Origin of the sequence: Microbulbifer bruguierae (assembly GCF_029869925.1) — a bacterium.
GTDB lineage: Bacteria > Pseudomonadota > Gammaproteobacteria > Pseudomonadales > Cellvibrionaceae > Microbulbifer > Microbulbifer bruguierae.
The window spans coordinates 1,736,275-1,758,151 of the sequence record NZ_CP118605.1 but is presented as its reverse complement, the minus strand read 5'-3'; the positions used below and the strand labels follow the sequence as shown (position 1 = coordinate 1,758,151).

The 21,877-nt window shown below is 55.8% G+C and carries 19 protein-coding genes; 6 read left to right on the top strand and 13 right to left on the bottom strand.

Going from position 1 to position 21,877, the window contains the following annotated elements:
• Positions 1-90: 90 nt before the first annotated feature.
• The 12 genes from PVT68_RS07550 to PVT68_RS07495 all read right to left on the bottom strand — a co-directional run bounded on the left by PVT68_RS07550 (position 91) and on the right by PVT68_RS07495 (position 13,590).
• Positions 91-1,542 carry a M48 family metalloprotease gene (locus tag PVT68_RS07550; RefSeq protein ID WP_280322102.1) on the bottom strand — a complete coding sequence of 484 codons (1,452 nt, stop codon included), beginning with the start codon at positions 1,540-1,542 and terminating at the stop codon, positions 91-93.
• 123 nt (positions 1,543-1,665) lie between these two features.
• Entirely contained in the window at positions 1,666-2,340 is a 675-nt protein-coding gene (locus PVT68_RS07545; protein WP_280322101.1) for a hypothetical protein, read from the bottom strand.
• A gap of 96 nt (positions 2,341-2,436) precedes the next feature.
• Positions 2,437-3,114 carry a hypothetical protein gene (locus PVT68_RS07540; protein ID WP_280322099.1) on the bottom strand — a complete coding sequence of 226 codons (678 nt, stop codon included), beginning with the start codon at positions 3,112-3,114 and terminating at the stop codon, positions 2,437-2,439.
• Between the two features lie 42 nt (positions 3,115-3,156).
• Complete coding sequence (locus tag PVT68_RS07535) at positions 3,157-4,161, bottom strand: vWA domain-containing protein (RefSeq protein WP_280322097.1); 1,005 nt, start codon at positions 4,159-4,161, stop codon at positions 3,157-3,159.
• The gene (locus tag PVT68_RS07530) at positions 4,158-5,240 is read right to left on the bottom strand and encodes a vWA domain-containing protein (protein ID WP_280322096.1); all 1,083 of its coding nucleotides are present in this window, start codon (positions 5,238-5,240) and stop codon (positions 4,158-4,160) included. Before PVT68_RS07530 ends, PVT68_RS07535 begins: the two co-directional genes overlap by 4 nt.
• Positions 5,230-6,534, bottom strand: a complete 1,305-nt coding sequence (locus PVT68_RS07525) for a hypothetical protein (protein WP_280322095.1) — start codon at positions 6,532-6,534, stop codon at positions 5,230-5,232. Before PVT68_RS07525 ends, PVT68_RS07530 begins: the two co-directional genes overlap by 11 nt.
• A gap of 54 nt (positions 6,535-6,588) precedes the next feature.
• Positions 6,589-7,383, bottom strand: coding sequence for a MotA/TolQ/ExbB proton channel family protein (locus PVT68_RS07520; protein ID WP_280322094.1), 795 nt, complete (start codon positions 7,381-7,383; stop codon positions 6,589-6,591).
• Between the two features lie 116 nt (positions 7,384-7,499).
• Positions 7,500-7,775, bottom strand: a complete 276-nt coding sequence (locus PVT68_RS07515) for a hypothetical protein (protein ID WP_280322093.1) — start codon at positions 7,773-7,775, stop codon at positions 7,500-7,502.
• A 47-nt stretch (positions 7,776-7,822) separates the two neighbouring features.
• Complete coding sequence (locus PVT68_RS07510) at positions 7,823-9,913, bottom strand: PEGA domain-containing protein (RefSeq protein ID WP_280322092.1); 2,091 nt, start codon at positions 9,911-9,913, stop codon at positions 7,823-7,825.
• A gap of 348 nt (positions 9,914-10,261) precedes the next feature.
• Positions 10,262-11,821 carry a tetratricopeptide repeat protein gene (locus tag PVT68_RS07505; protein ID WP_280322091.1) on the bottom strand — a complete coding sequence of 520 codons (1,560 nt, stop codon included), beginning with the start codon at positions 11,819-11,821 and terminating at the stop codon, positions 10,262-10,264.
• Positions 11,822-11,927: 106 nt separating this feature from the next.
• Positions 11,928-13,124, bottom strand: a complete 1,197-nt coding sequence (locus PVT68_RS07500) for a hypothetical protein (RefSeq protein ID WP_280322090.1) — start codon at positions 13,122-13,124, stop codon at positions 11,928-11,930.
• A 40-nt stretch (positions 13,125-13,164) separates the two neighbouring features.
• Entirely contained in the window at positions 13,165-13,590 is a 426-nt protein-coding gene (locus tag PVT68_RS07495; RefSeq protein WP_280322089.1) for a hypothetical protein, read from the bottom strand.
• 1 nt (position 13,591) lies between these two features.
• Between PVT68_RS07495 and PVT68_RS07490 the strand changes: the two genes are divergently transcribed.
• Positions 13,592-13,996, top strand: a complete 405-nt coding sequence (locus tag PVT68_RS07490; RefSeq protein WP_280322088.1) for a hypothetical protein — start codon at positions 13,592-13,594, stop codon at positions 13,994-13,996.
• 9 nt (positions 13,997-14,005) lie between these two features.
• Complete coding sequence (locus PVT68_RS07485) at positions 14,006-14,248, top strand: hypothetical protein (RefSeq protein WP_280322087.1); 243 nt, start codon at positions 14,006-14,008, stop codon at positions 14,246-14,248.
• Between the two features lie 422 nt (positions 14,249-14,670).
• Here PVT68_RS07485 and PVT68_RS07480 read toward each other — a convergent pair whose 3' ends face one another.
• Positions 14,671-15,966, bottom strand: coding sequence for a hypothetical protein (locus PVT68_RS07480; RefSeq protein WP_280322086.1), 1,296 nt, complete (start codon positions 15,964-15,966; stop codon positions 14,671-14,673).
• An 831-nt stretch (positions 15,967-16,797) separates the two neighbouring features.
• Between PVT68_RS07480 and PVT68_RS07475 the strand changes: the two genes are divergently transcribed.
• The 4 genes from PVT68_RS07475 to PVT68_RS07460 all read left to right on the top strand — a co-directional run bounded on the left by PVT68_RS07475 (position 16,798) and on the right by PVT68_RS07460 (position 21,841).
• Positions 16,798-17,862, top strand: a complete 1,065-nt coding sequence (locus tag PVT68_RS07475) for a branched-chain amino acid aminotransferase (RefSeq protein ID WP_280322085.1) — start codon at positions 16,798-16,800, stop codon at positions 17,860-17,862.
• Positions 17,863-18,320: 458 nt separating this feature from the next.
• Complete coding sequence (locus PVT68_RS07470) at positions 18,321-18,923, top strand: Yip1 family protein (RefSeq protein ID WP_280322084.1); 603 nt, start codon at positions 18,321-18,323, stop codon at positions 18,921-18,923.
• A gap of 496 nt (positions 18,924-19,419) precedes the next feature.
• Positions 19,420-20,715, top strand: coding sequence for a parallel beta-helix domain-containing protein (locus PVT68_RS07465; protein WP_280322083.1), 1,296 nt, complete (start codon positions 19,420-19,422; stop codon positions 20,713-20,715).
• Positions 20,708-21,841, top strand: a complete 1,134-nt coding sequence (locus PVT68_RS07460) for an SO2930 family diheme c-type cytochrome (protein WP_280322082.1) — start codon at positions 20,708-20,710, stop codon at positions 21,839-21,841. Before PVT68_RS07465 ends, PVT68_RS07460 begins: the two co-directional genes overlap by 8 nt.
• Positions 21,842-21,877 lie beyond the last annotated feature (36 nt).

Here is a 21,877-nt window from a genome sequence, read left to right as displayed (position 1 = left end):
GGTAATAAATGTGTCGCAAAACTTGGCGGGTATATATCTGACGTGGAGGCCGGGGGTCGCTCCGCGGCCTCAATCCAGAAACGCTTACCGCTACTGCACAATCTTGATCCATTCCCCGGGTTTCGGTTCACCGCGGGGGTAGTAGCCATTCAACAGACGCAGTTGCTCCTCGGCATATTCACCAATTTCCATATGGCGCGCAAGGGAGCCGAAGGTGGTTTTGTCGTTGGCTTGCACATAGCGCAGACGCTTGATGTCTGGTTTGACGATATCGGTTTTGCGCAGTGGCCGGAAGCTGCGGATGCTGGTCAGGAACAGGTTGTCATATTCCGCGGCCGCATCTTTGTCTTTGGGTTTGTCGCTGATCCTGCCTTCAAGAAGATACTGGCGGCTGCCATAAAACAGCACCGCCACGCGATCGGGCGTATTCTCTCCAGAGGTGGGTAACTTGCCGGTATGGCCTTCCAGGCTGTATTGATTGAGTGCCTCATCTCCTTCCAGCGTGCGCACATCATACACACCGCGTAGCGCCATATCCGCCGGCTGATTGCCGTCGCGCTGGTCGACCCTGATGCTCAGTGTCGCAGAATTGTCAGGCGCGGTACCGACAATCGCGGTACGCTGATTCTCCACTTTCCAGCCTTCGGGAAACAGCAGGGAAAAACCCAGACTCTTGTGATTAAAACGGTTTTTCTCACTTTCCTGCGCATTGTTGCCGTACACGATCCCTTCGGTCTTTTCGCGATAATACTCCTGCTTGGTGACTTTCTTGTCTTCCGGCAGTTTGCCGGCGGCTTCGACCACCTCCCGCAGACGCACATCATTGCGAGGGTGAGAAGAAAATACGCCGTGATAGGTCTGCTGCTTTTTCCCTTCTATACGCGCACGGCGGCGGGAAAAGGTTTCCTGGTCTTTTAGTAGCGCGATCACGTTAATCATTGACTGGGGATCATAGCCGGCATTGTACATATACTGGGCACCGAAACGATCCGCTTCCAACTCCATATCGCGGCCGTATCCCTTAACCGCGGCGGTGCTCCAGAGGTTGGTGACATCACCTACCACACCGCTGCCGGTGACCAGTACCGAGAGTACCGAGGCAACCCCGGCACCGGTTGCTGCCGTCTTTTGACGCACCGCATGGCGTGCCGTGATATGGCCGACTTCGTGAGCCAATACTGCGGCCATTTCGGCCTCCGAGTGCAGATAGGTCAGCAGGCCGCGGTTGATATAGACATAGCCGCCGGGGAGGGCGAAGGCGTTGATATCCTGGCTGTCGATGATCGTGAAGTGATAGGTGAGATCCGGTCTGTCACTGGCCTTGGCAACTTTTTGTCCTACATGTTCCACATAAGCCGTGAGAATGGGGTCATTGTAGATGGGCGTACTCTCCACCAGCTTTTCGTGCATCTCGCGCCCGATCTTGATTTCCTTTTCTTCCGACATCAATACCAGATCTGGCCGATTGGTCGCCGGATTGAACGCGCAGCCGGTCGCAGTGGCCAGCAGTATGGCTGCCAGTAGTCTGTTGAGAGTGTGCATCTCTGGTCTCCTGTCGTTATTGTTCCATCTCCAGTCAAATGGGGTGAACAGGTCGGGGCATAAAGCCTCGCGTTAAAATACCCCGGTGTCCTGCGTCCGGTACCTGCCACAACCCTGCGCGGTTTAGCGGCTGGCAGATTGTGGCGGGAGTAAGAATTCCTGCAGCTGCGCCGCCATTCCTTTACAGGCGTTGCTCTGTACCCGGGCGATCAGCGGGATAGGTACCACGATCGCCGGCATATAGGACGTACCCTGGGCATCGGCGCTGATTTTTCCGGATAGTTCCTGGTCGCGGAAATCCCACACCGAGGCCTCGTAATCGGATTCCTTGTCCCAGGTGCCGAAGCCGAAGCAGCCGGCACCGGCCGTGCCAATGGAGCAGCCGATTGAACCTGCACTGGAAGTGGTCTCGGTGGAGCCATCAATCCAGACGATGTATTTCACACCGTATTTCTCCATGCGATCGCGCACTTCGGGAATATCCATCAGCTTGTCGAGGGATTTGATATGCATGGGCGCGGTACGCGGCTCAAACCAGGGGTAGAGGGCGTCCACAAACTGCTGCTCGGGTATGATGTTCATCCCTGCTTTGGGGTTGTGCAACGTCTTGCCCACGCAGTCGATCAGGTCTGGCTCGGTTTCGTATTCACTGGAATGACGCCGACCCAGAATCACCACCGAGTCTCCCAGCGCCAGTTCACCACTACTGCGTCGATACTCATCGATGACGACGGTGGTGCAGCCACTGCCTAATAAGCTCAGTATCATTACTGAAAAAAAAGTGCTCAGGAACTTCATCGCTACATACTCCGTGGATTCGTAAATCCTTGATCCTTGATCCTTGTTGGGTCGAGCAAACGGTGTGGAAACTGAAACAGGATTTTCAGATATCGGCTATTCACTCTCGTCGGTCTGCATGGACAGGGCCCGCTGTTTACTGGTGATGAATGCCTGTAACTCCGGTACTCGTTCAAACCCGGTGTACAGGGTGGCACCGGCGTCCCGCAGGGCGACATTGATGGCTTGAGCGAGGGCGGCCTCCTGGGACTTCAGGAACGCCGTCGGCGTCTTGCCATAAGCGGTAATCACCCACTGGGCGACGGCATCACCCTGCTGGTTGTAGGCGTGCATATCGTATTTGATCCACACTTCGAAAATGTTCACGCGGGTTTCCCGGGGCATGGTGAACTGCAGTTCGCGTACTTCGGGCACAATCACCAGGTCGACATCACTGGGTAGATCCGAAGGATACTGGGCAAGGCTGATGGTTTCCTTGAACATGGAGCCGAGAACTGTCTCAAACAGGTTTTTCTGCGCACGTCCGGTATTGATATTCCACTCATCCCGATCATCGCGGTTTTCGCTGTAAGTGAATTTTCGGAAATCTTCACTGAGGTAAACCCCAACGGTAAGGGGGTGCTGGTCGCCAATGGGCTGGGGAAAGTGACCGTCGACCGAGACCGTATGGGAGCAGGCCGCGAGCAGAAGAACACAACACATTGATAAACAACGTAGGGCATTGTGTCCAAGTACCTTTTCGATCGCGCCAATTCCATTTAACAAGCGATTCATGCATTACTCCCGGGCTTCTCTCACCCCGATTCCTTGTTTTTCCTAGCGGAAATCATTCAGTCCGACAAAGGTTCCGCCATTTTTGTAGGTCAGTTCGCGCATCAGTGCGGCAAAATCAATCCCGGTTTTCTGCAGGTGCATAGGACGCGAGAACTGGATGGGTAAACCGATCGCATGTATGCGCACCATACGGGAATTTTCACCCCGCTGAGCGTTGACTCGGTCTACAGCCATCATTACGTTGCGGATGGATTTGCCGGTAAATTCGTCGCCAAATACATAAATACTGATTTTTTTGTTGGGATCGTAAAAGGTGCGCACCGCTTTCTGGATGCCCTCGACCGGGCTGGAGTTACTGAATGGGTTCCAGGAACGCAGGCGCTCCAGTACCGCGGTGCGCCGGCCAGGCGTGTCGGGGATCCACTTGTTGCGATAGTTGGAGAACATGTAGTCACCCATATCGTTCATCACCTGAATGCCTTTTACATTCGGGTAAAGATTCAGGGTGTTTACCATCTCTTGCATCATCCGATCCCAGCCGTAATTGAACATACTGCCTGAGGTGTCGATGATGAACAGGATGTATTCGCTGTCCACGGGAATGCCGCCGATAACATTGTTTTTGCGCTGGTAGTTTTCCCCCAGTAGCCGCTTCATTTCATCGGTCATGGTCTGCAGGGCGATGGTAAGCTCGCCTTTGATTTTTCCTTCTTCACTCTCGCCCTCGGTTTTCCTGGCGTAGAGGGTCTGCAGGGTTTCCAGTTCTCCCTTGAGCTTGGCAATGCGTTTGGTTTCTATATCCAGCTGTTCTTTTTTTGCGTTGAGATCGCGGTTTAGGATTGTGGTTTCACCACGGATTTCGGCCAGTTGCTCCTGCAGTTCCTGAACCTGGCCGTCGAGATCGACCTCGGCTTCTTCGAGCACAATCGGCTGCACGGTTTTGGCAATCATCAACAGCAGAACAATGGCGCCGAAGCCACAGCAGATGACATCCAGAAAGGAAATACTGAATTCTTCCTGTTGTCGTTTGTTACGTTTTCTACTCATGGCCAATCCTTGGACGGTGCAAGAAAGGAACCCTGGGTGTCCATGGCCAGGCGCCAGTACTCACTGGCCGCGTGATAGTCGCCTTCCATGGGGGCCAGAATGACATTGACCGGGACACTCTTGGGTAACACGTCGATAGCGTCGCGGAACAGTTTCACGCGTTCCTTTCCGGAAATGGTATTACCGCGCGGCGCATTCATACCCTGGGTCGGCAGCCCGTCGGTGATCAGAATGATGTTGTCCGGTAGCGGTGACATGCTGTTTATCGCCGTGAAAATTCGCTCCAGGCTGGTGCCATTTTGCGGTACTACGGAATCCAGCGCCTTGATGGCATCGTCCATCTGGTCGCGATCGTCAACATTCAGCCAGCGATCTTCGGTGCCGACGATGGCTGCGCGAAACCCGGTATTGAAAGTGTAGATCTGGTACTGACTGTCCTGGGGGAACTGCGACACCAGCCAGGACACCGTCTGTTTGGCGCGGCGCCATTTCTCTGTATCGCGTTTTACCGCATCGGACATGTTCCGGGTGCGGATAACTTTGATCAGCTCATCAGCCAGCATACTGGCGGACGAATCCAGCAGGATCAGAGTCCGGTCGCCTCCAAGGCGCAGGCCGGTTAGGTATTGGCGATCGCCATCGCCGACGAACTTGCGCACGTTGTTGCCGAGTTTTTTGTTTTCATCCTCCAGCTGTTTTTTGGCCTGCTCTAGTTTTTTCAGTTTTTCCTGCAGCCGGGCAATATCTGTTTCATCGGTGCTGCTGTCGATTTCGGCGATATTGCCTTTGATCTCTTCAATCTGCTCGATGATTCGGCGGGCCAGTCCCTGAGTTTTGGCGAGTTCGTCGCTGGTGGAATCCAGGGTGTTGCGTGCCAGCACCATATGTTCGCGACCAAACTCGACCTCTTCCTGCAGCAGATTGACCTCCGCCGCCAGATCCTGATTTTCAGCTTTGATGTCGTGGTCGGAACCGTGTTTGATGATCAGAAAGATCAGGGCCACGGCGCCGAAGCCACAGGACATGATGTCCAGGAACGACAGGCTGAAAGCAGTAAACCGCCTTTTCTTACGCGCCATAATGCTCCACGCTGATCGCAGTGATGACATCATCGAAGTTTGCTGCGCCGATGCGGTCGCCGGCATTGAGATTGACCGGAGCGGCGATCTCCTCGCCGTTGAGCATCAGTTGCGCACCCGCATCGACGCGCAGGGCCAGGCGCCCCGCGTGATTGGTGATGGTGGCCGCAGGGTGACTGGGCGGGGTGGGGGTTACCCGCAGCTTGCCTTCCTGCCAGCTTACAAACAGCGGCTGTTGGGCGGCCAGTGCACGGTGGCCGTGCAGCAGGTGGGTGGCGGCGGACTCAGTGGTGATATTGATCTGGATGGCAACGCTTCCCGCGGGCGCGGCTGTCAGGCTGGTGACCAGACGCAAGTTGCCACTGTCACTGTGGATTTCCTGCCAGCGCTGTTCCACCGCCTGCGCCACGGCATTGTGGGGCAGCAGGTGAATACGTTCCGCCAGTTGCGCGCCGCCGGGGATTTCGGCCCAACGATGAGAGACAAATACCACGCTGCTGGTTTCTCCCAGATTTTCGATCATCGCCCGCACCCGAGACAGAATCGGCGTGCTGGCGTCCTGCAGTTGCCGCAGGCTGACTTTTGCGGTGCGGTCGTCCAGTTCCGCCATCACCTCACCCTGGCGCATGGCTTTGGCAATCCACTGTGGCAGCATGTCGTAAAGCTGTTGTTCCGCTTCCGCGGAATGCAGGGGATCGAAGCGGCATTGCATGATGAAGGCATCGGTAAATATTCGTGCCCAGGCTTCCTGGAAATGTTGCAGGCCGGCTTCATTTACGGTCTCTGCAATATCCAGTACCGCATGTTCATTGACCTCAATCCGGCTGACCAGGGTCTGGTGGCGGTGTAACTCGACGTGCAGGTGTACACCCCGCGGGGCACAACTGCCCAGGCAGGCGGTGGCAGAATCGACCAAGGACGCCGTATTGAACGGGCTTTCCTTGACGATACCCAACAGCAGCGCCAGCTGCTCGCGGGTGAAATTGCCCGGTACTGCAAGGGCAATTTCATCCGGTAAATCGCACAGTTCTGCGATGTGTTTAAGGTGGCAGTAGGCGAGGTCCGCGTGATGTCGGCAGCCCGGGTTTTCAGACTTGACGGACTCCAGGCTGAGACGCCGCCAGAACTGGTGGTTGACCTGGGTGGGGTGGTTGCGTGCGCGCATCAGGGCGCCGGTACCGGTGAGTATTTCCTGGCGGTTGATAATCGCTACCCCCGGGCTTTCAAGTACCTCGTTGGATCCGTCGAAAACACGCAGGCCGCAGTCGTTGATTTCCAGTACACCTTTGCTCATGGGAGCTCCTGTCTAAATTCCGGGTGTCCGCAGGCGTTTGCTGTCAGCGTCTGTTCAGCTGACTTTCAAAAAACGCAGCAATTTGTTGTCGCAGTAATTCTGTGCATCCAGTACCAGGCGTTCCTGCATCAATTGCAGCTGGTGGGTAAAAAACATAATGACGATGCTGATCACCAGCGCCACGAACGTGGAGTTGAAGGCAACCCCGAGGCTGACGGTTACACCGGCGATATCACCTTCCACTGCTTTGTGCGCCTGTGCCAGTGCTTCGCCGATCCCCCGTACAGTACCGATAAATCCGATGGAGGGAATGGCCCAGGTGATGTATCGCACCATGGCCAGTTCGCTGTCGAGTCTGTCGCCTTCGGTATCACATATTTCTTTTACCGAGTTGGAAACCGCGGCCACGTTGCGAGTGGAACCGAAGCGCTGCAGCGCAGTAAGCAGTGCGCGCGGTAGCAGGAAATTGCGCTCATCGTCTGGCAGGGCCTGGATCGGTCGCGAAAGGTCCCGCGCGTCTTCCGGCAGAATGGGGGTGCCCTCACTGACATTCAGCAGCGCCTGATCCAGTAGTTTGCGCTCGCGGATACTACGGCGGGCCTTGAACGCCATAATGGCCATGGCCCACAACATCAGGACGAAACAGGCCTCCTGTTCGTAGTCGCGCAATACGATATACATGGAGCGTTGCTGGACATAGGTTTCCCCGGCGGCCTCGCGGGCCAGTTGCTCCTCGATCAGCGCATCTGCATTCGGACGGATCATGGAGACGTAGATGGCATGTACCAGAATGACGGCCCCGAGCAGGGCAAATAACTGGAAGATAAAATCTGAAGATTTGAATTTCATGGGGTGTCCCGCTTATTTGTGGGCCGTACGTTGCGCTGCTGGCCCTGGTATTACTTACGCCGCTGTTCTGCTGTAATTCTCGCCTTGATTCCAGGCGCTCTTGTGTGCACTTGCTGTCAGATATCCACCGGGAAAGAGACCGTGTTGTCTTCGGATATTTCTTCCGATGCCTCGTAGCTATCGGCACTTTCCGCACTCTGTGCTTTGATTTTCTTCTGCGGTTTTTCGCTACTGGTTTGTTTGTCGGTCACAGAAACCGGCTTTGCGGTCACTTCGTCAGATTCCTTGACGCTTTCCTGCTGCTGGCCGTCTTCTGCAGCCTGTTGTGCGGTAACTACTGCGGAACACAGGCCGATCAGCAGTGCGCAGGTGATTACTCTGCTCCATCCCATAACCCGTGCCTCCTATATCCCGTCAAGGATTGTTGGTTTGCGAATATTCAATCCACCCAGCGTGCCAGTCTGAAACCGATATCGTCGCGGGCCTCGGCGCCATAGTCGCGGTAGGACAAGCGCAGTTCTGTGAGTCCGGCGTGCTTCCAGCTGGATCCGCGCACCACGTGATAGTCGCCGTCCTTGGGCCCCACGGGATTTTCTTCCAGCTTGAGCGAAAGGCCGGTACCGATGGTGTAGAGATCGTGAATCCATTCGGAAACATTGCCGCCAAAGTCATAGAGACCGAATTGATTGGCGTTATAGCTGGCGACCGGTGCCGTTGCGGCGTAGCGATCGGTATAGGTCCGCAACACCGCAGGCACTATCTGGCCGGCGCTGGTATCGGCGTAATTGCCGGAATTTTTGCCGACTGGCAAAGAGTCACCCCAGGGGAATTTACGCATGCTGCCGCGCTCGTAGCGCGCTGCCCAGGCCCATTCCGCTTCGGTGAGCAGGCGGTAGCCATTGGCATTGCTATCAAATCCAACGACACGTCCACGCTCGGCACGGTAGACCTCTTTGAGACCGTCGCGGGCGCTCAGCCAATTGCAGAAAAGTGCGGCATCGTTCCAGCTGACGTTTACTACCGGCAGGTTGTCGTTGTCGAGACTGACTCCATTGGCGTGGCTGGAACTATGCATGCGCTGGAAGCGCCGGTATTCGCGATTGGTGACTTCGGTAACCCCGACATAAAAAGGTCGCGTGAGAGAAATTTTACGCAGCACTTCATTGGCGCGACGTCCTTGCTCGCGACGGGAGGAGCCCATGGTGAACTGTGCATCGGGTCGCATCAGCAGCATCTTGCCGCCAGCACCGTGGGTAATTTCCGCGGGCACATTACTCCAGCGCGACTGCTCACCGGTGAGCAAAACCGCACGCACACTCTGCTTGAGTTTACTGGACGGCACTATGGTGGTCTGGTAATCCTCATAGCCCTGCTTGCGCACGGTGATGTTGTGACTGCGGGTGGGAAGAGTAAAAGTCTGTCCCGCGACACCGGCGAGTTTACCGTCGATGAATACCTGGGCATCCGACGGACTGCTGGAAATGGAAACCTGGCCAAACACGGCAGTGAGCGTTACGGACATATCCCGCAGGTCACCGGCATTTACATCTACGGCGCGTTCGACCGTGTTGTATCCGTCCATGAAAAAACGCAATTGGTGGCGGCTGTTGGAAGCGAGTTCCAGATCCATGGGGGTTTGCCCGCGATATTCACCGTCAACCGTGACACTGGCACCGGGAGGTGTGCTGACGACTCGAAGGGTGCCGTCGGCGGCAGCCAGATCCACGGTGGTGAGGGTCTGATCCACTCCGGCAGTTACCGGCACTGGTAGCTGCACGGTTTTGTACTGGGGCAGGGAGATATCCACAACGCGGTCGCCCTGAACCAGCTCTGCAGTGAGTGGTGTGGTGCCGAGGACAGTACCCTCGACACTCACGGTCGCTCCTGGAGGGTTACTGGTGATGTAAATATTGGCCCAGGCAGGACGCAGGCTGGCGGTCAGGGTCTGGGTATTGTCCAGGCCTTCGATCTCGATTTCCTTGCTGAACGGCAAGTAGCGTTCACTCAGTATGGTGATGCGCTTGCGCCCGGCGGGGATGGAATTTGCCAGGCCATCGGCACTTTCCACTTCCGTGCCATTCACCAGAATCCGTACCGGCACCCGCGGCTCGGCGATAACTTGCAGGTGCCCGGGTAAACGTTCCAGCTTCACGGCGTGACGGCTGTTGCTGTCACGGCTTACTTCCACGTCGCCGCTCTGGGGGAGATATCCGGTCGCGCTAACGGTATAACTGTAGTGGCCGGGCAACACCAGGTGGCCATCCCCGAGAGGCAGGGCAAACCCGCTGACGGAGACGTCCGCGTCGCTGGGCGTTGTTTCAAAAATCAGGGAGCGGGCAACCAGTAAATACACCAGTAGCACGGCCCCCAGAAACAGACAGCTGGTCACGGCAATTGCCCTGGGGGTAAGTAACAGCTTTCTGCCGCCAGTGGAAACTGGTGCGGGGGTAAACCCGATAGGCAGGATGACGGAGGCATCCTCATGGGCAGGCTCGTAATCGCGAACGGGTACCGCTTCCTTGGCTGTCATTTATGGCGTCCTGTTACTGCGTATTTATTAATTTTTCCCGCAGCGGCTGTTGGCGCAATCCCGTGTCCTTTTCGGGTTGATACGCGAAGTTTAGCCGCGCATTTCAGCTTAGCTCGCTTCCGCGACTGCAGCCTGAGTGCTGACGCTTTTGGCGTTGTTTTCGATGTGTTACCGATACTGGGACGACAATTTTGTCCACAGAAAAAAACGCAGCGAAAGCACTGAAAAGGCGGCAGGAATCCGTGGTTGGGGAGTCAGGCATGAACGTATGCCAAACCAGCGGGCAGCTGCACTGCGAAAAAAATCCAGTGCTGTTTTGAACTGCCCCAGGTCAATGGGTTTCCTTGGTCAGGAATTATTGGCGCTGTAGATTTTTTCTGCGCACTGGATGGTGACGGTAGTGGGTTCGCCGGAGGGTTCGACGACAAATTCCCTGCGCACATCGCGATAGCCCTGGCGTGTGCCCACGGCTGTATAGCGACCGGGCTTCAGGGCAATTTCACGTTCGGAAAAATTTCCCAGCTGACCCACGTGATAAATGGTCACATTGGTGCTGGCATCGGATTGCAACAAAACCGTAATCGGAATCAGTGACTTGGTCAGTGCATTTTCCAGTTGCTCTACCTGCCCGTTGAGTCTCGGTGTGTCCGCTTTCAGGGCGCGGGCATCGGCAAGTACCTTGCGCGCATACTGGTTGCGTTTACTCTGGCCGAGATCCAGTGGGTTGGCGAGCAGGTCCTGTAGCTGGTCGTCCAGTTTGGCGCGGGCTTCTGAGCGGGCTTTTCCCGTAAGCGCTTCTACCAGACTGTTGTCTTCATCGATTAGTTTGCGGTATTTCTCGGCGGCCTTGTGCCACTGTTCGTCCCGCTCATTCTGCGCCGCACCGGCGAACAGGCGGTCGATTCGCGCCTGTGCGATGCCGTTTTCGGCTTGCCTGATGCCGACACCGGGATCCGTTGCATCGGGTTTCAGTTTTTGGGCCTTGCCAAAAAAGGTTCTGGCACGGTCAAATTCGCCGGCGCCAATAGCAGAATATCCCGAAGACATGGCCTCACTGTAATCCCGCTCCAGAATCGCGGCGATGACCTTGGGAAGAAGGGTCTTTGCAGGTTGTGTATCGCCATCAATGGCAAGTGCCTGTTCCAGTTCTGATTTGGCTTTGTCCAGTGCCAGGTCCGTGAATGCCTCCGTGCCGGCAGTAACATGTGGCCAGACCTGGGGCAGTAATTCAGCGCGTTGTTTTCCTTTGACGCCCCGGGGGTGATTCTCGGAAATGGTTAAAACCAGCTCGAAAGATTTTTGCGCGGCGACCGTGTCGCCGGAATCCAGAGCTGAGTTGCCCGCCGCAATATGTTGCTCGATGCGCTCGGGGATACTGTCGCGCAACCGCTGCATACCGGTCAGCGCCAATCGGTACTGCTCAAGTGCCTGCATGAATTTGCGCTGGCGATAAACAGCATCCGCATCTTCCGCCAAAGTCCGCGCGCTAAAGTATTCCTCTGCCGCCCAGGTCTCGACTTTGCGCTCCAGAAGCTCTTCCTGCAATTGCAGAATCTCCTGCAGTACCTGTTGTACATCCCGTCGTTGCTGCGCAATTTCCGCGTCGGTGAATGGCGATTCCTGTATTTTTTTGGCGGAGGTTGGAGAATCTGTTTTCGTTGCCGTGGTAACCGTTTGAATGTCGGGTTTTTCTATTACCTGCGGCAGCCCCCAGAATACACCGACCAGACCCGCGATTAGCCCTGTGCCGATTATTAACGGCAGCAGCTTGCCGGGTTGTCGGGTGCTTTCTCTGTTCCCTGAATAGCTTGCGCTTCCAGCGGCGGGAGAATGTGCATCCCCACCGAAGGAAAAGTCCGCAGGCTGAATAAATTTTTGGTCTTCTGACGATGAATCGCGGTGTTGCATGATTGTTTCGCAGGGCTGCGCTGTTATTGTCGAATTGCCGGCACCCAGATAGGGTGCCGGCTCTCAGTGTGGAACACGGGAGTGGTGCTTCCCCATTTTCCAGAAGTCAGATATCCCGCAGGCCGCCGGTTTCCGCCTGGTAAATCTCTTTCAGCAGCTCGCGCCACTGCTGGTACTGGTTTTCCACCGAGCCGGAAAGGGTAACTGTGCGATCTTCCAGCTCGACGATACGGGGTTCCACTTCCGCTTCCATGGAGTCGCCCAGTTCCTGCAGCGCTTCAATATGCATCTTGGCTTCAGAGCGGCGGTCGAAGCCGCTTTTAACCAGGTAGCCACCGCCGGCGACCGCAACATGTCCCGCCTGGCGTGCGGCACCGCCACCGGCCCCGGCGGCGGCAATTCCGCCGACGATGGCGGCGACACCCATGATGGTGTTGTTACGGGCTTTGCGCTTCAGTTCGCGCATTTCCTTGACTTCCTCGTAGCTCATGGCGCGCCACTCCTGATAGGGCGTTTCCATGGTTTTTACGAAGGTGTCGTAGTACCCCTGCAGGGTATCCACGAACAGGTAATCGCGTTCGCGAATCTGGCGTACACGCATCAGCATGGGGTCGTTGTCCGCGGGCAGCGCGGTCAGCTGGTAGATGCCGCTTTTGTCCTGCACCAGATAGCGTTCGAATGCCGTGGGGGAAAAGCTTTGCGCGAACTTGATCTCGGAAATGGTGCGCAATTCCGCGATGTACTGATCAGATAGCTGCTGGCGATAGATCAGCATGTCATTGGAAACACGATTGTAGATTCCCTGAAACGCATCGCCTTCGGTGGGATGCTTGCGGTCATAGGCGTAGTGGGAAGCCTGTTCGGTATATTGCTTGGTAAACCAGACCTGTCCCCGTGAGTCTGTGACGGTCACGTCCACGGTAAGGGTCTCGCCATCGGATTGCACGATGGTCCCGCTCACGGTGACATCGATATTGGTGCGCTCACTGGGGATTACCCGCACCGCGCCCCAGCCCTGACTGGACTGCAGTGCATCCGCGAGAGTAACGGCGATATACCGGGATTCGGCGCGGCGCAGTTCAGGGAACACCAGTTCGTCTTCTTCCGGTTCCTCTTCCGTGTCCAGCCCGGTATTGAACTGCACAATCCCGACATCCAGCAGCCGGTTTTCCGTAATGGTGTCATCTTCCACCGTCAGTGGCGTGTAGGCGGTGGTGCGAACTTCGGTGGTAGTGCATCCCGCCAGGGTCACAAGCCCCAGTATCAGGCTGCACAGGGTTGCGCGTGCGTAAGAGAAAAACATAGGACGACTCTCCCTGATCATTGCATATTCGCTCAAGAGTTCACTTCTGAGACTTTTTATATTTGCGGTACTCTTCCCAGAGTTTTTCCTGCAGTTCCGGGTCGCTTTCACGCATGGCGGCTTCGCGGATCTGGCGTGCAACCACGTCGTCATCGTCACCGGGTGGTACATTTTCCGGGACTACGACTGCGCTGCCGCTGTGATCGAACTCGCCTTTGCGTCCTTTGGTCGGTAATCCCGGGCCGGTCGCCTGGCCACTGGAATTGTTCTGTTCCGGGCCACCTCCTTCTTCTCCACCCGCGCCACCGGCGGGCGGTGCAGGCAGTTCCGCTTCCGCAGACTGGATCAGGTCTTCCAGGGATTCTCCCGGCGGCACGTCGTCCGCGGCTTCTTCATCTTCTGCTGACGCCGGGCGATTACGCACATAGTCCCGTTCACGCAGGATCATGCCGTCATAGGTGGCCATGGTGGATTCGAAGCGCCCCTCAAGCTCTGCTACCCGCTCGGCCGACGTCATCGGCGCCTCGTTAGGGGCACCGCTACTTCCGCTGGCAGGGCTACCGGCACTGGACGCGCTAGCCGGTGCGCCGCCACCGGAAGGTCCACCGCTGGCAGAAGCGCTTTGCTGGGCACTCGCCGATGAATTACTGGCGGAGGAGCTGCTCGGCGCACTGCTGGAGGCACTTGCACTGCTGGAAGATGAGCTGCTCGATGAAGAACTGCTGGATGAACTGGATGAGGCGCTGCTGCTGGCGGTTTGTTGTTCTTCGGAAAAGTCGATATCGTCCGGTGGTTCTCCCTCACTGTTGGAGGAAGGGTCCGGCGGCATGCGGGAGTCTTCCGGGGGGCGATCGGAATCATTGTATACCTGACTGGATGCAGTGCTGCGGGCGCCCGGCTCTTGTGCGCTGCTGTTGGATGAGCGCGAACGTTGGGATTGTGATTCCTCGCCACTGCGGGAGGCAGTGCTGCTCTGCTGGCTCGACTCGCTTCCGGATTCGATACTCGGGAATGAGGTGTTCGGCTGCGCGCTGCTGGAGGTCGACATGCTCGGGCTGCTACTGCTAGTGGGTGAGCTGGGCGACGGCATGCTACTGGCCGTGGATGGACTCGATTGTGACTGACTGCGCGACGAGCTGGACGATTGCGACTGTGATTGTGACTGAGATTGCGACTGCGAAGAACTGGATGAGCTCGACTGTGATTGCTGCGGTTGTGCCGGGGGCTGCTGCTGAGTCTGCTGGCTTTTACAGCCGCTGATCACTGCCGCGAGAACCGCCATCGAGGCCAGAGTTTTCCAGTCCCATCTGCGACTTCCGTCCGCGGCCAGGGTAAAGCGTTGTGCGAACTTCCTTAATGTCATTTGTTTTCTCCTGATGCGTTTACGGGCTGCAGCGATTTCGCTTCAGCCCGTTTTGCTCCTTGCTCTGTTCGACAGTTTTCCTTCGTCGGGGTTTAACGGGCAGAATTTTTTACTGCCAGTTTTACTCCCGTTGTCAGGTCAACTTCCTTTTCACTGCGTTACATCAGTCGAACAACTGTTTTTTCAATCAAATACAAACCGCTGCACAATTCCCGTGGTGTCCACCGGTTCACCATTTTCAAAGCGCGGGCGAAATTTGGCCCGTTTGAGCACATTGCGTACGCGCGACCGAATGCTGACCTTGTCTTCGGGTTGTGCGCTGAGAATCTGGATATTACGGGCCTTGCCAAAGGCTGTGACATCGTAAGAAACCGTCACGTAGGAATTGCTCAGCGCTTCACGGTCTTCGTCCAGTAATGGCAGCGACGGCAGCGCAGCGGGGTGACCAAAAATATCGTCAATCTCCTGATTGGTCGCGCCGTTATCCCACAGGGCCTGATAGGCTTCACCGTATGTTTCCCGCGCCGAGTGCCACTTGTTGAACATCATGTACCAGTCGCCGAGTTCGACTTTGGCCTTGGCGGAGGCCGCTGGGGGCGAGGCGGGATTCTTCTGGTAAACATCCATGATTTTGGTGATCGCTGTTTTGCCTGAACTGAAACTGTTCATGCGGTAGTGATCCAGTTGTGCGCGCCGGTCGGGTGCGGTATTGGTGTTGCCGAAACTGGCGTTGACCACTACCGCTTCCTCGGGTTCACCTTTATAAGTGGCCAGATAATAATTGGTGGCCTTGAGTCCGCGCAGCGCTTCTACCAGACGCAAATCGTTGGCGCCAAAGTTCTGTGAAATAATATCCACCGCGAGCTGGTACATGTTGGTGGCGTTGATCAAATGCTCGAACAGGGTCGCCCCTTTTTCATCGACATACGCCTGCAGGTGCCAGCTGCTCAGCTGATTGATGATTGGCAGCATGCGCGGATCTTTTTCGCCGAAATTTTTCGCATGTAGCCAGAACAGGTATTCCTGGTTATCGTTCACGTCTTCCCATTGATTCAGCACGAGCTGGCTTTCGATCATGCGCTCGACCATGGGCACCTGGTTCAGGGAGTAAAGCCCTTCATTTACGCGATTGATCAGCATTGCCCGCCGAAACTGGGAAATGGCTTCCTCGTGTGCACCGGCCCTTTGCAGGGCGCTGCCCAAACCCATCAGTTGTTCGTCGATACCGGCTCCGTAGGCACCGTGTTCCGCTTCCAGATCTTCGATGCGTTGGCGATATTCATCCGCTGCTTGCGAGGGGCGGAGCTGTCGTTTGGGTTTTTCCAGAGGCTTGGAGGCGGCCTCTATGTAAGCGGCCGGAGGAGCCTTGGCATTGTCCGGGGCGGGGTCTTCCTCCGCCGTAACAGCGCCACACAGCAGAGCTGAGGCTGTAAACATCAAGCCGATAGCAAATACCTTGCTGGATTCTGTCTGTGTCACAGTTGAACCACTTCCATTCCATGTTGTGCCTTTCCCGTCGGCGATACAAAAATGTCCGCTGACGAGCACGGATTTCAGCATTGAGCCGATGAGTGTTGAGCAGGCGCAATCGCGGCTGTCGCAACCCAAGCTCTGCGGAATCTCTCTCCCTGATGTGTGGTTCGTTCACTTTCCTGCCGGTTTCCCCGGTTGTCGTCATTGTTGTAGTCATTTTCGATACTGGATTTCGACGTTGCGGGAACTTATTACCAAGAGATTGGCAGTGGTTTCCCTTGCATTTGGCAAGCGCCGTCCATGTATTTCTGAGTATAGCTAACGAATTTTCGCCGCCTTCCTCTGCGGGTGGGCTTGAGCGTCAGTGCGTTATTACGCTGAACGTTTTGTGACGCAGCCGGCCCGAGCACGGATCAGACAGTTCAATCAGGGGATTTCAACAGTCTGGCAGTCAGACCACGGGGGGAGGGAAATATATCGTTGGACTCAAAAAAGCCGGTGCCAAAAATTTCAGGGCGGCCATTGGGCCGAGTATTCTGTCGGAAGGAAGCTCTCTGTAGCTATCGCAGTAGGCTAGTTTGTCGGTTGTTCTGTCACTCCGAACGCCGGGCGAAAAATGTTGCGCACGGTTGGTTGGGGGAATTTTTGACGAATACTCGAGCGGTGTAGATCGGGATTGCAATCGAGGGAGCAACTTCCATCCTTAATTGGTCTTTTTTTTATGTTGGATATTGCACTAATTTGGGTGTGGTAGGCGTCTATGTTTGGAAAGATGGCGGAACAGCGCCATAATTTGCTGAATTGATGATTACTGTGCAATTTCAGTGGGAGAGCTTTGTGAGCATAAAAATACAACCGGAAGCCATCGCCAGCCTGCGGGGATTCGAGATTCCCGAGCGCCTGGGGTTCGGTACCGTTATGGCTCCGGTCATGTTTCGCGCGCGCTATCAGGACGGCCGCTGGAGCGATGGTGAGCTGCTTCCATACGGCCCGTTGGCACTGGATCCGGCGGCCAAAGTATTGCACTACGCACAGACCTGCTTTGAAGGTTTGAAAGCCTATCGCTGCGGTGCCGATGTGGCGCTGTTCCGGCCGGAGCGCAACGCTGCGCGTATGGCCCACTCTGCCCGTCGCCTGTGTATGCCCCCGGTACCTGAAGCATTGTTTATGGATGCCGTACGTACCATCGCGGCCTACTGTGCGAATCTGGTTCCAGGCAACAGTGGCGAATCACTATATATCCGCCCGTTCCTTATGGGGACTCAACCTGATCTCTCTGTTACCGCCAGTCGCGCGTACGAGTTCTACGTCATTGCCAGCCCGTCTGAAGCCTACCATTCAGGAAATATGCGCCTGTGGGTTGAGCGGGAAGACAGTCGCGCTGCGGTAGGTGGAACCGGAGATAGCAAGGTTGGGGGGAATTACGCAGCCTCCCTGCTTAGTATCGCGCGCCTCAAGGAGCGCGGTTACGATCAGTCCCTTTGGCTCAGTCCCGGCAACCGCCACACCATTGATGAGTTGTCGGGTATGAATTTCTTCGCAGTGATGGATGGCGCTTTGCATACGCCTGCATTGAACGGTTCCATTCTTGAAGGTGTTACCCGGGACTCCCTGCTGACCCTGGCGCGGGACCAGGGGATCGAAGTCCACGAGCGGGAAATGGATATCGATGACCTGCTGGCGCTGGTGGCGTCCGGTACCTGTAGCGAAGTGTTTGCCTGCGGCACCGCGGCGATTGTCAGCCCTGTCAGTGAACTGGGGGATGGCGAGAGTCGCTACAAGCTGAAACAGGCACCGGGTCCGGTCGCGGATCAGTTGCGCCGTGCGTTACTGGATATTCAGGAGGGCAGGGCCGAAGATCGCTATGGCTGGATGCAAAAGGTGCAAGTAGCGAGCTACTGATGTCTTTGGTTACTTATGTCGAAAAACCTGGCAGAGCTGTGCGTTACCGGGTGACATAGGCCTTCCGGCAAGGCTTTCGAGTGTTTCGGTAGCACTCTCTAAAATGCGGTTGTTTCTTGGAGAAACGGCCGCATTTTTATTTCCGCCACATTTACTAGATCCGTTGACTTGCATGACCGAGGTGTTACAAATAGAAGGCACCTTGAGTCCTATGCTGTCCCTGCGTAATCCGCCGGGTATCGGGTACAGGGTTGGTGCTCGCACCCGGTGTGCGAGAAATGCGCGTCAACAATAATAACTGGAACTTTGGGAATAGCCTTTGGCGTTATCCCTCACTTTGACAAGTAGTATCCAGATCAATTTGAGACACGGGAGTCCCCCGTAACTCGTGACTCCCATATTAAGGCTCTCCCTTGCAGTCAAAAGCTGCGAGTTCCTCGCGAGTGAGGAGATTGGGAATGCTGAATCATCTCTTTGGCCTGATGGTGCAGCCGCGCCGACAGTGGCAGGAAATTGCCGGACTGTCAGAAAAAGGGCTTAACCGCCAGATTCCTTACGTGATCGTTCTGGCCTTGGTACCGGCACTCTGCTGGTATTTCGGTACCACGGAAATCGGCTGGAGCATCAGCACCGGCGGCCAGGTTCGTACACTCACAGCGGATAGTGCCCTTTCGCTGGTTGCGGTGTTTTATATCACCATGATCCTGGCGGTGGTTGCGGTGGGCTATTTCATTCACTGGATGGCGAAAACCTACGGTGCCAAAACCCACCCCATGAAGGGGATGGTGATTGCCGGGTTTACCGCGACTCCCATTTTTATTGCCGGCGCCGCCGGTCTATATCCGGTACTCTGGCTGGATATACTGCTGGCGATGGTGGCGGTAGCCTACGCGGTTTACCTCCTGTACGTGGGTATTCCCATCGTTATGAATGTGTCCGAAGAACGCGGCTTTCTGTTTGCCAGCGCGGTAGTTACCGTGTGTCTGGTGATGGCCGTTGTGGTGATGGTGGGTACGGTGCTTTTCTGGAGCCTGGTTGCAGGACCCGTGTTCCAACACTGATTCCGAAGCCCTGGGGTCAATCCCACCCCTTTTATTGCACCGCTATGAAAGTTACTCGCCAGAACGCGGCTGTCATAGCGTTGGGTCATAACGGTTAGGTCGCAACGATTAGGTCACAACGATTAGAAAGCCGCGTTGGGAGGTATCTCTGCGCGGCTTTTGCGTATATTTGGCGCAGGGAATTTAGCCCGGGTGGGTATATGGCCTGGTGCGGGGAACCATCTGGTCAAAATCTATCTGGTTAAAACGAGACAGAGTTCCCCTTTCCGTGTTGCTCGCTCCATAGGCATTGGATACTATCCAGCCAGTCGCTTGGCGCATTTTTTATGCCCCTTAATTGGTACAATCGTACCAGTTAAGGGTGGAGTGGGAGTGGGGAAGTCAGTCCGCTCATATATGCCAGACCAGGACAGGGTGTTGGTATCACATCGAAACGATACCCAAGTAACACCGACACAACACCGAACAAAAGTAATAAAGGATTGCGGGAGATCTCATGAAAACACCAGCGAAATTGGGTGTAGTACTGCTGACGGCACTGGCGGCAGCCTGTTCTCAGGATTCGGGCAGCCAGAAGAGCGCAGAGGCGGTGAATCCCGCTTCCGCAGATTTCCAGAAACAACTGCTCAAACAGTTGATCCAGGCTCAGCCGGGAGATGTGATCGAGATTCCTGAAGGTCATTTTCAGCTGAATCGCAGTCTGTCCCTGAATGTGGACGGCGTGACCATCCGCGGTGCGGGCATGGACAAAACCATTCTTTCCTTCAAAAACCAGATTCAGGGGGCCGAGGGCCTGCTGGTCAATGCCAGCGATTTCACCATTGAAGACCTGGCGATTGAGGACACCATTGGCGACGCGCTCAAGGTCAACGAAGGCAAGAACATTATCATTCGCGATATTCGCGTGGAGTGGACCAATGGCCCCTCTACTGAAAATGGCGCTTACGGTATTTATCCGGTACAGACCGAAAATACTCTGGTAGAAGGCACCGTGGCTATTGGTGCATCCGATGCGGGTATCTACGTGGGACAGTCCCGCAATGTGATCGTGCGCAACAACCGCGCTGAGTACAACGTGGCTGGTATCGAAATTGAAAACACCATTGGTGCCGATGTATACGACAACATCGCCACCAACAACACTGGCGGTATCCTGGTATTCAATATGCCGAACCTGCCGCAGCCTGGCCACAGCACCCGCGTGTACGACAACAAGGTGTTCAAGAACAACACCGAGAACTTCGGTCACGAAGGCACGCCGGTTGCCGCGGTGCCGGCAGGTTCCGGGGTGGTGATCAACTCCAATGACTATGTGGAAATTTTCAATAACGAGATTTCCGATAACGACACTGCCAACGTCATTGTCAGCAGCTATTTTGCCGCCGGTTACTACACCGACAAATCGACCCAGGAAAACTTTGACCCCTACCCGGAAGGTATCTACATCTACGACAACACCTTCACCGGTGGCGGTGGCTCACCGGATCATATGGAGCTGAAAGCGCTGAAAATTGCCAAATTCGGCCTGACTGGCAGCCTGCCTGACGTCATGTGGGATGGCGCGATCGACAGCGCGAAAATGGTGGATGGCAAACTGCCGGACGAACTCAAGCTGTGTATCGAAAATGAAGGCGCGGGCATCATCAATGTCGATCTTCAGGGTGGCTACAAGAACATCACCACCGATATTTCCGCGCACCAGTGCAGCCTGAAAAAGCTGCCGCAGATCGTTTTGGAATTTGACCAGCCTCAGGACGAGCAGAAGGCAGAGGAAGAGGTAGCTGATGCGTAAACTGCTGTTGCCCAAGTGGTTAGGGGGCACTGTATTGGCGCTGGTACTGGCGGGGTGCGATGCACCCCGTGACCAGGTCACAATCCACGAAAAAGATAGCGTACCGGACAGCCTCAGTGCCTGGCACGTGGTAGAAGCAATAGACGGTGAGCTGGCGCTTAACGAGCGCGTGGTACCTTACGATCTCAACACCGCACTTTTCACCGATTATGCGCACAAGCTGCGCACCGTATGGATGCCGGAAGGCACCAGTGCTGCCTACGGTGAAGAAGATTTCGAATATCCGGTCGGCACGATTATCAGCAAGACCTTCTATTACCCAAAAGGGGAAGAGGGAAAGGTGCTGCGTACGGATGACTACAGTAATGATTTTGCCGGTTCCGGACTCGACCTCAGCAAGGTGACCCTGCTGGAGACCCGGATTCTGGTCCGGCGAGCGGATGGCTGGCAGGCCCTGCCCTACGTTTGGAACGAGCAGCAGACCGATGCCTTGCTGGAAATCGCCGGGGATGCACGACGTTTGCAGCTGGTCAGCGCAGATGGTGCAACAGAGGCATTTACCTACGTCGTACCGGACGCAAACCAGTGTGCTGGATGCCATGCAGACAATCACACCCAGAAGGCGGTGCGTCCCATCGGTCCCCGCGCGCGACACCTCAACAAGGATTACGCCTATCAGGGTGGCAGTGAAAACCAGCTACTCTACTGGCAGCAGGTAGGGTATCTGAGTGGTGTACCGGAGCTGGCAGCGGTGCCACACAATGTCGACTACCAGGACGAAAGCTCCTCGCTATCTGAGCGGGCGCGCTCCTATCTGGATATCAACTGTGGTCATTGCCACAACCCCAGCGGGGCGGCAGATACTTCAGGGCTGATGTTGCATCACGGTGAGCAGGATATGCGACGTCTGGGCTTCTGTAAGCCGCCGGTAGCTGCGGGTACAGGTTCCGGCAATCGGTTGTTTGCGATAGTGCCGGGCAGTCCGGAGAAGTCGATTCTGAATTTCCGCGTGGAATCCACAGATCCTGGCGCCATGATGCCGGAGCTTGGTCGTAGTCTGGTGCATGACGAGGGTGTGGAACTGTTGAAAAACTGGATTGCATCCGAACCTGGAAATTGCAGCTAATTTAATTGACTTAGGGCGGCGGTTTTATACCGCCGC

Bases quoted from the DNA above. Each gene is read 5' to 3' on its own strand.
- PVT68_RS07500 (WP_280322090.1), bottom strand. From the start codon at position 13,124: ATGTTTTTCTCTTACGCACGCGCAACCCTGTGCAGCCTGATACTGGGG.
- PVT68_RS07510 (WP_280322092.1), bottom strand. From the start codon at position 9,913: ATGACAGCCAAGGAAGCGGTACCCGTTCGCGATTACGAGCCTGCCCAT.
- PVT68_RS07545 (WP_280322101.1), bottom strand. From the start codon at position 2,340: ATGAAGTTCCTGAGCACTTTTTTTTCAGTAATGATACTGAGCTTATTA.
- PVT68_RS07495 (WP_280322089.1), bottom strand. From the start codon at position 13,590: ATGGCCACCTATGACGGCATGATCCTGCGTGAACGGGACTATGTGCGT.
- PVT68_RS07535 (WP_280322097.1), bottom strand. From the start codon at position 4,161: ATGAGTAGAAAACGTAACAAACGACAACAGGAAGAATTCAGTATTTCC.
- PVT68_RS07465 (WP_280322083.1), top strand. From the start codon at position 19,420: ATGAAAACACCAGCGAAATTGGGTGTAGTACTGCTGACGGCACTGGCG.
- PVT68_RS07525 (WP_280322095.1), bottom strand. From the start codon at position 6,534: ATGAGCAAAGGTGTACTGGAAATCAACGACTGCGGCCTGCGTGTTTTC.
- PVT68_RS07505 (WP_280322091.1), bottom strand. From the start codon at position 11,821: ATGCAACACCGCGATTCATCGTCAGAAGACCAAAAATTTATTCAGCCT.
- PVT68_RS07550 (WP_280322102.1), bottom strand. From the start codon at position 1,542: ATGCACACTCTCAACAGACTACTGGCAGCCATACTGCTGGCCACTGCG.
- PVT68_RS07470 (WP_280322084.1), top strand. From the start codon at position 18,321: ATGCTGAATCATCTCTTTGGCCTGATGGTGCAGCCGCGCCGACAGTGG.
- PVT68_RS07530 (WP_280322096.1), bottom strand. From the start codon at position 5,240: ATGGCGCGTAAGAAAAGGCGGTTTACTGCTTTCAGCCTGTCGTTCCTG.
- PVT68_RS07540 (WP_280322099.1), bottom strand. From the start codon at position 3,114: ATGAATCGCTTGTTAAATGGAATTGGCGCGATCGAAAAGGTACTTGGA.
- PVT68_RS07520 (WP_280322094.1), bottom strand. From the start codon at position 7,383: ATGAAATTCAAATCTTCAGATTTTATCTTCCAGTTATTTGCCCTGCTC.
- PVT68_RS07515 (WP_280322093.1), bottom strand. From the start codon at position 7,775: ATGGGATGGAGCAGAGTAATCACCTGCGCACTGCTGATCGGCCTGTGT.
- PVT68_RS07460 (WP_280322082.1), top strand. From the start codon at position 20,708: ATGCGTAAACTGCTGTTGCCCAAGTGGTTAGGGGGCACTGTATTGGCG.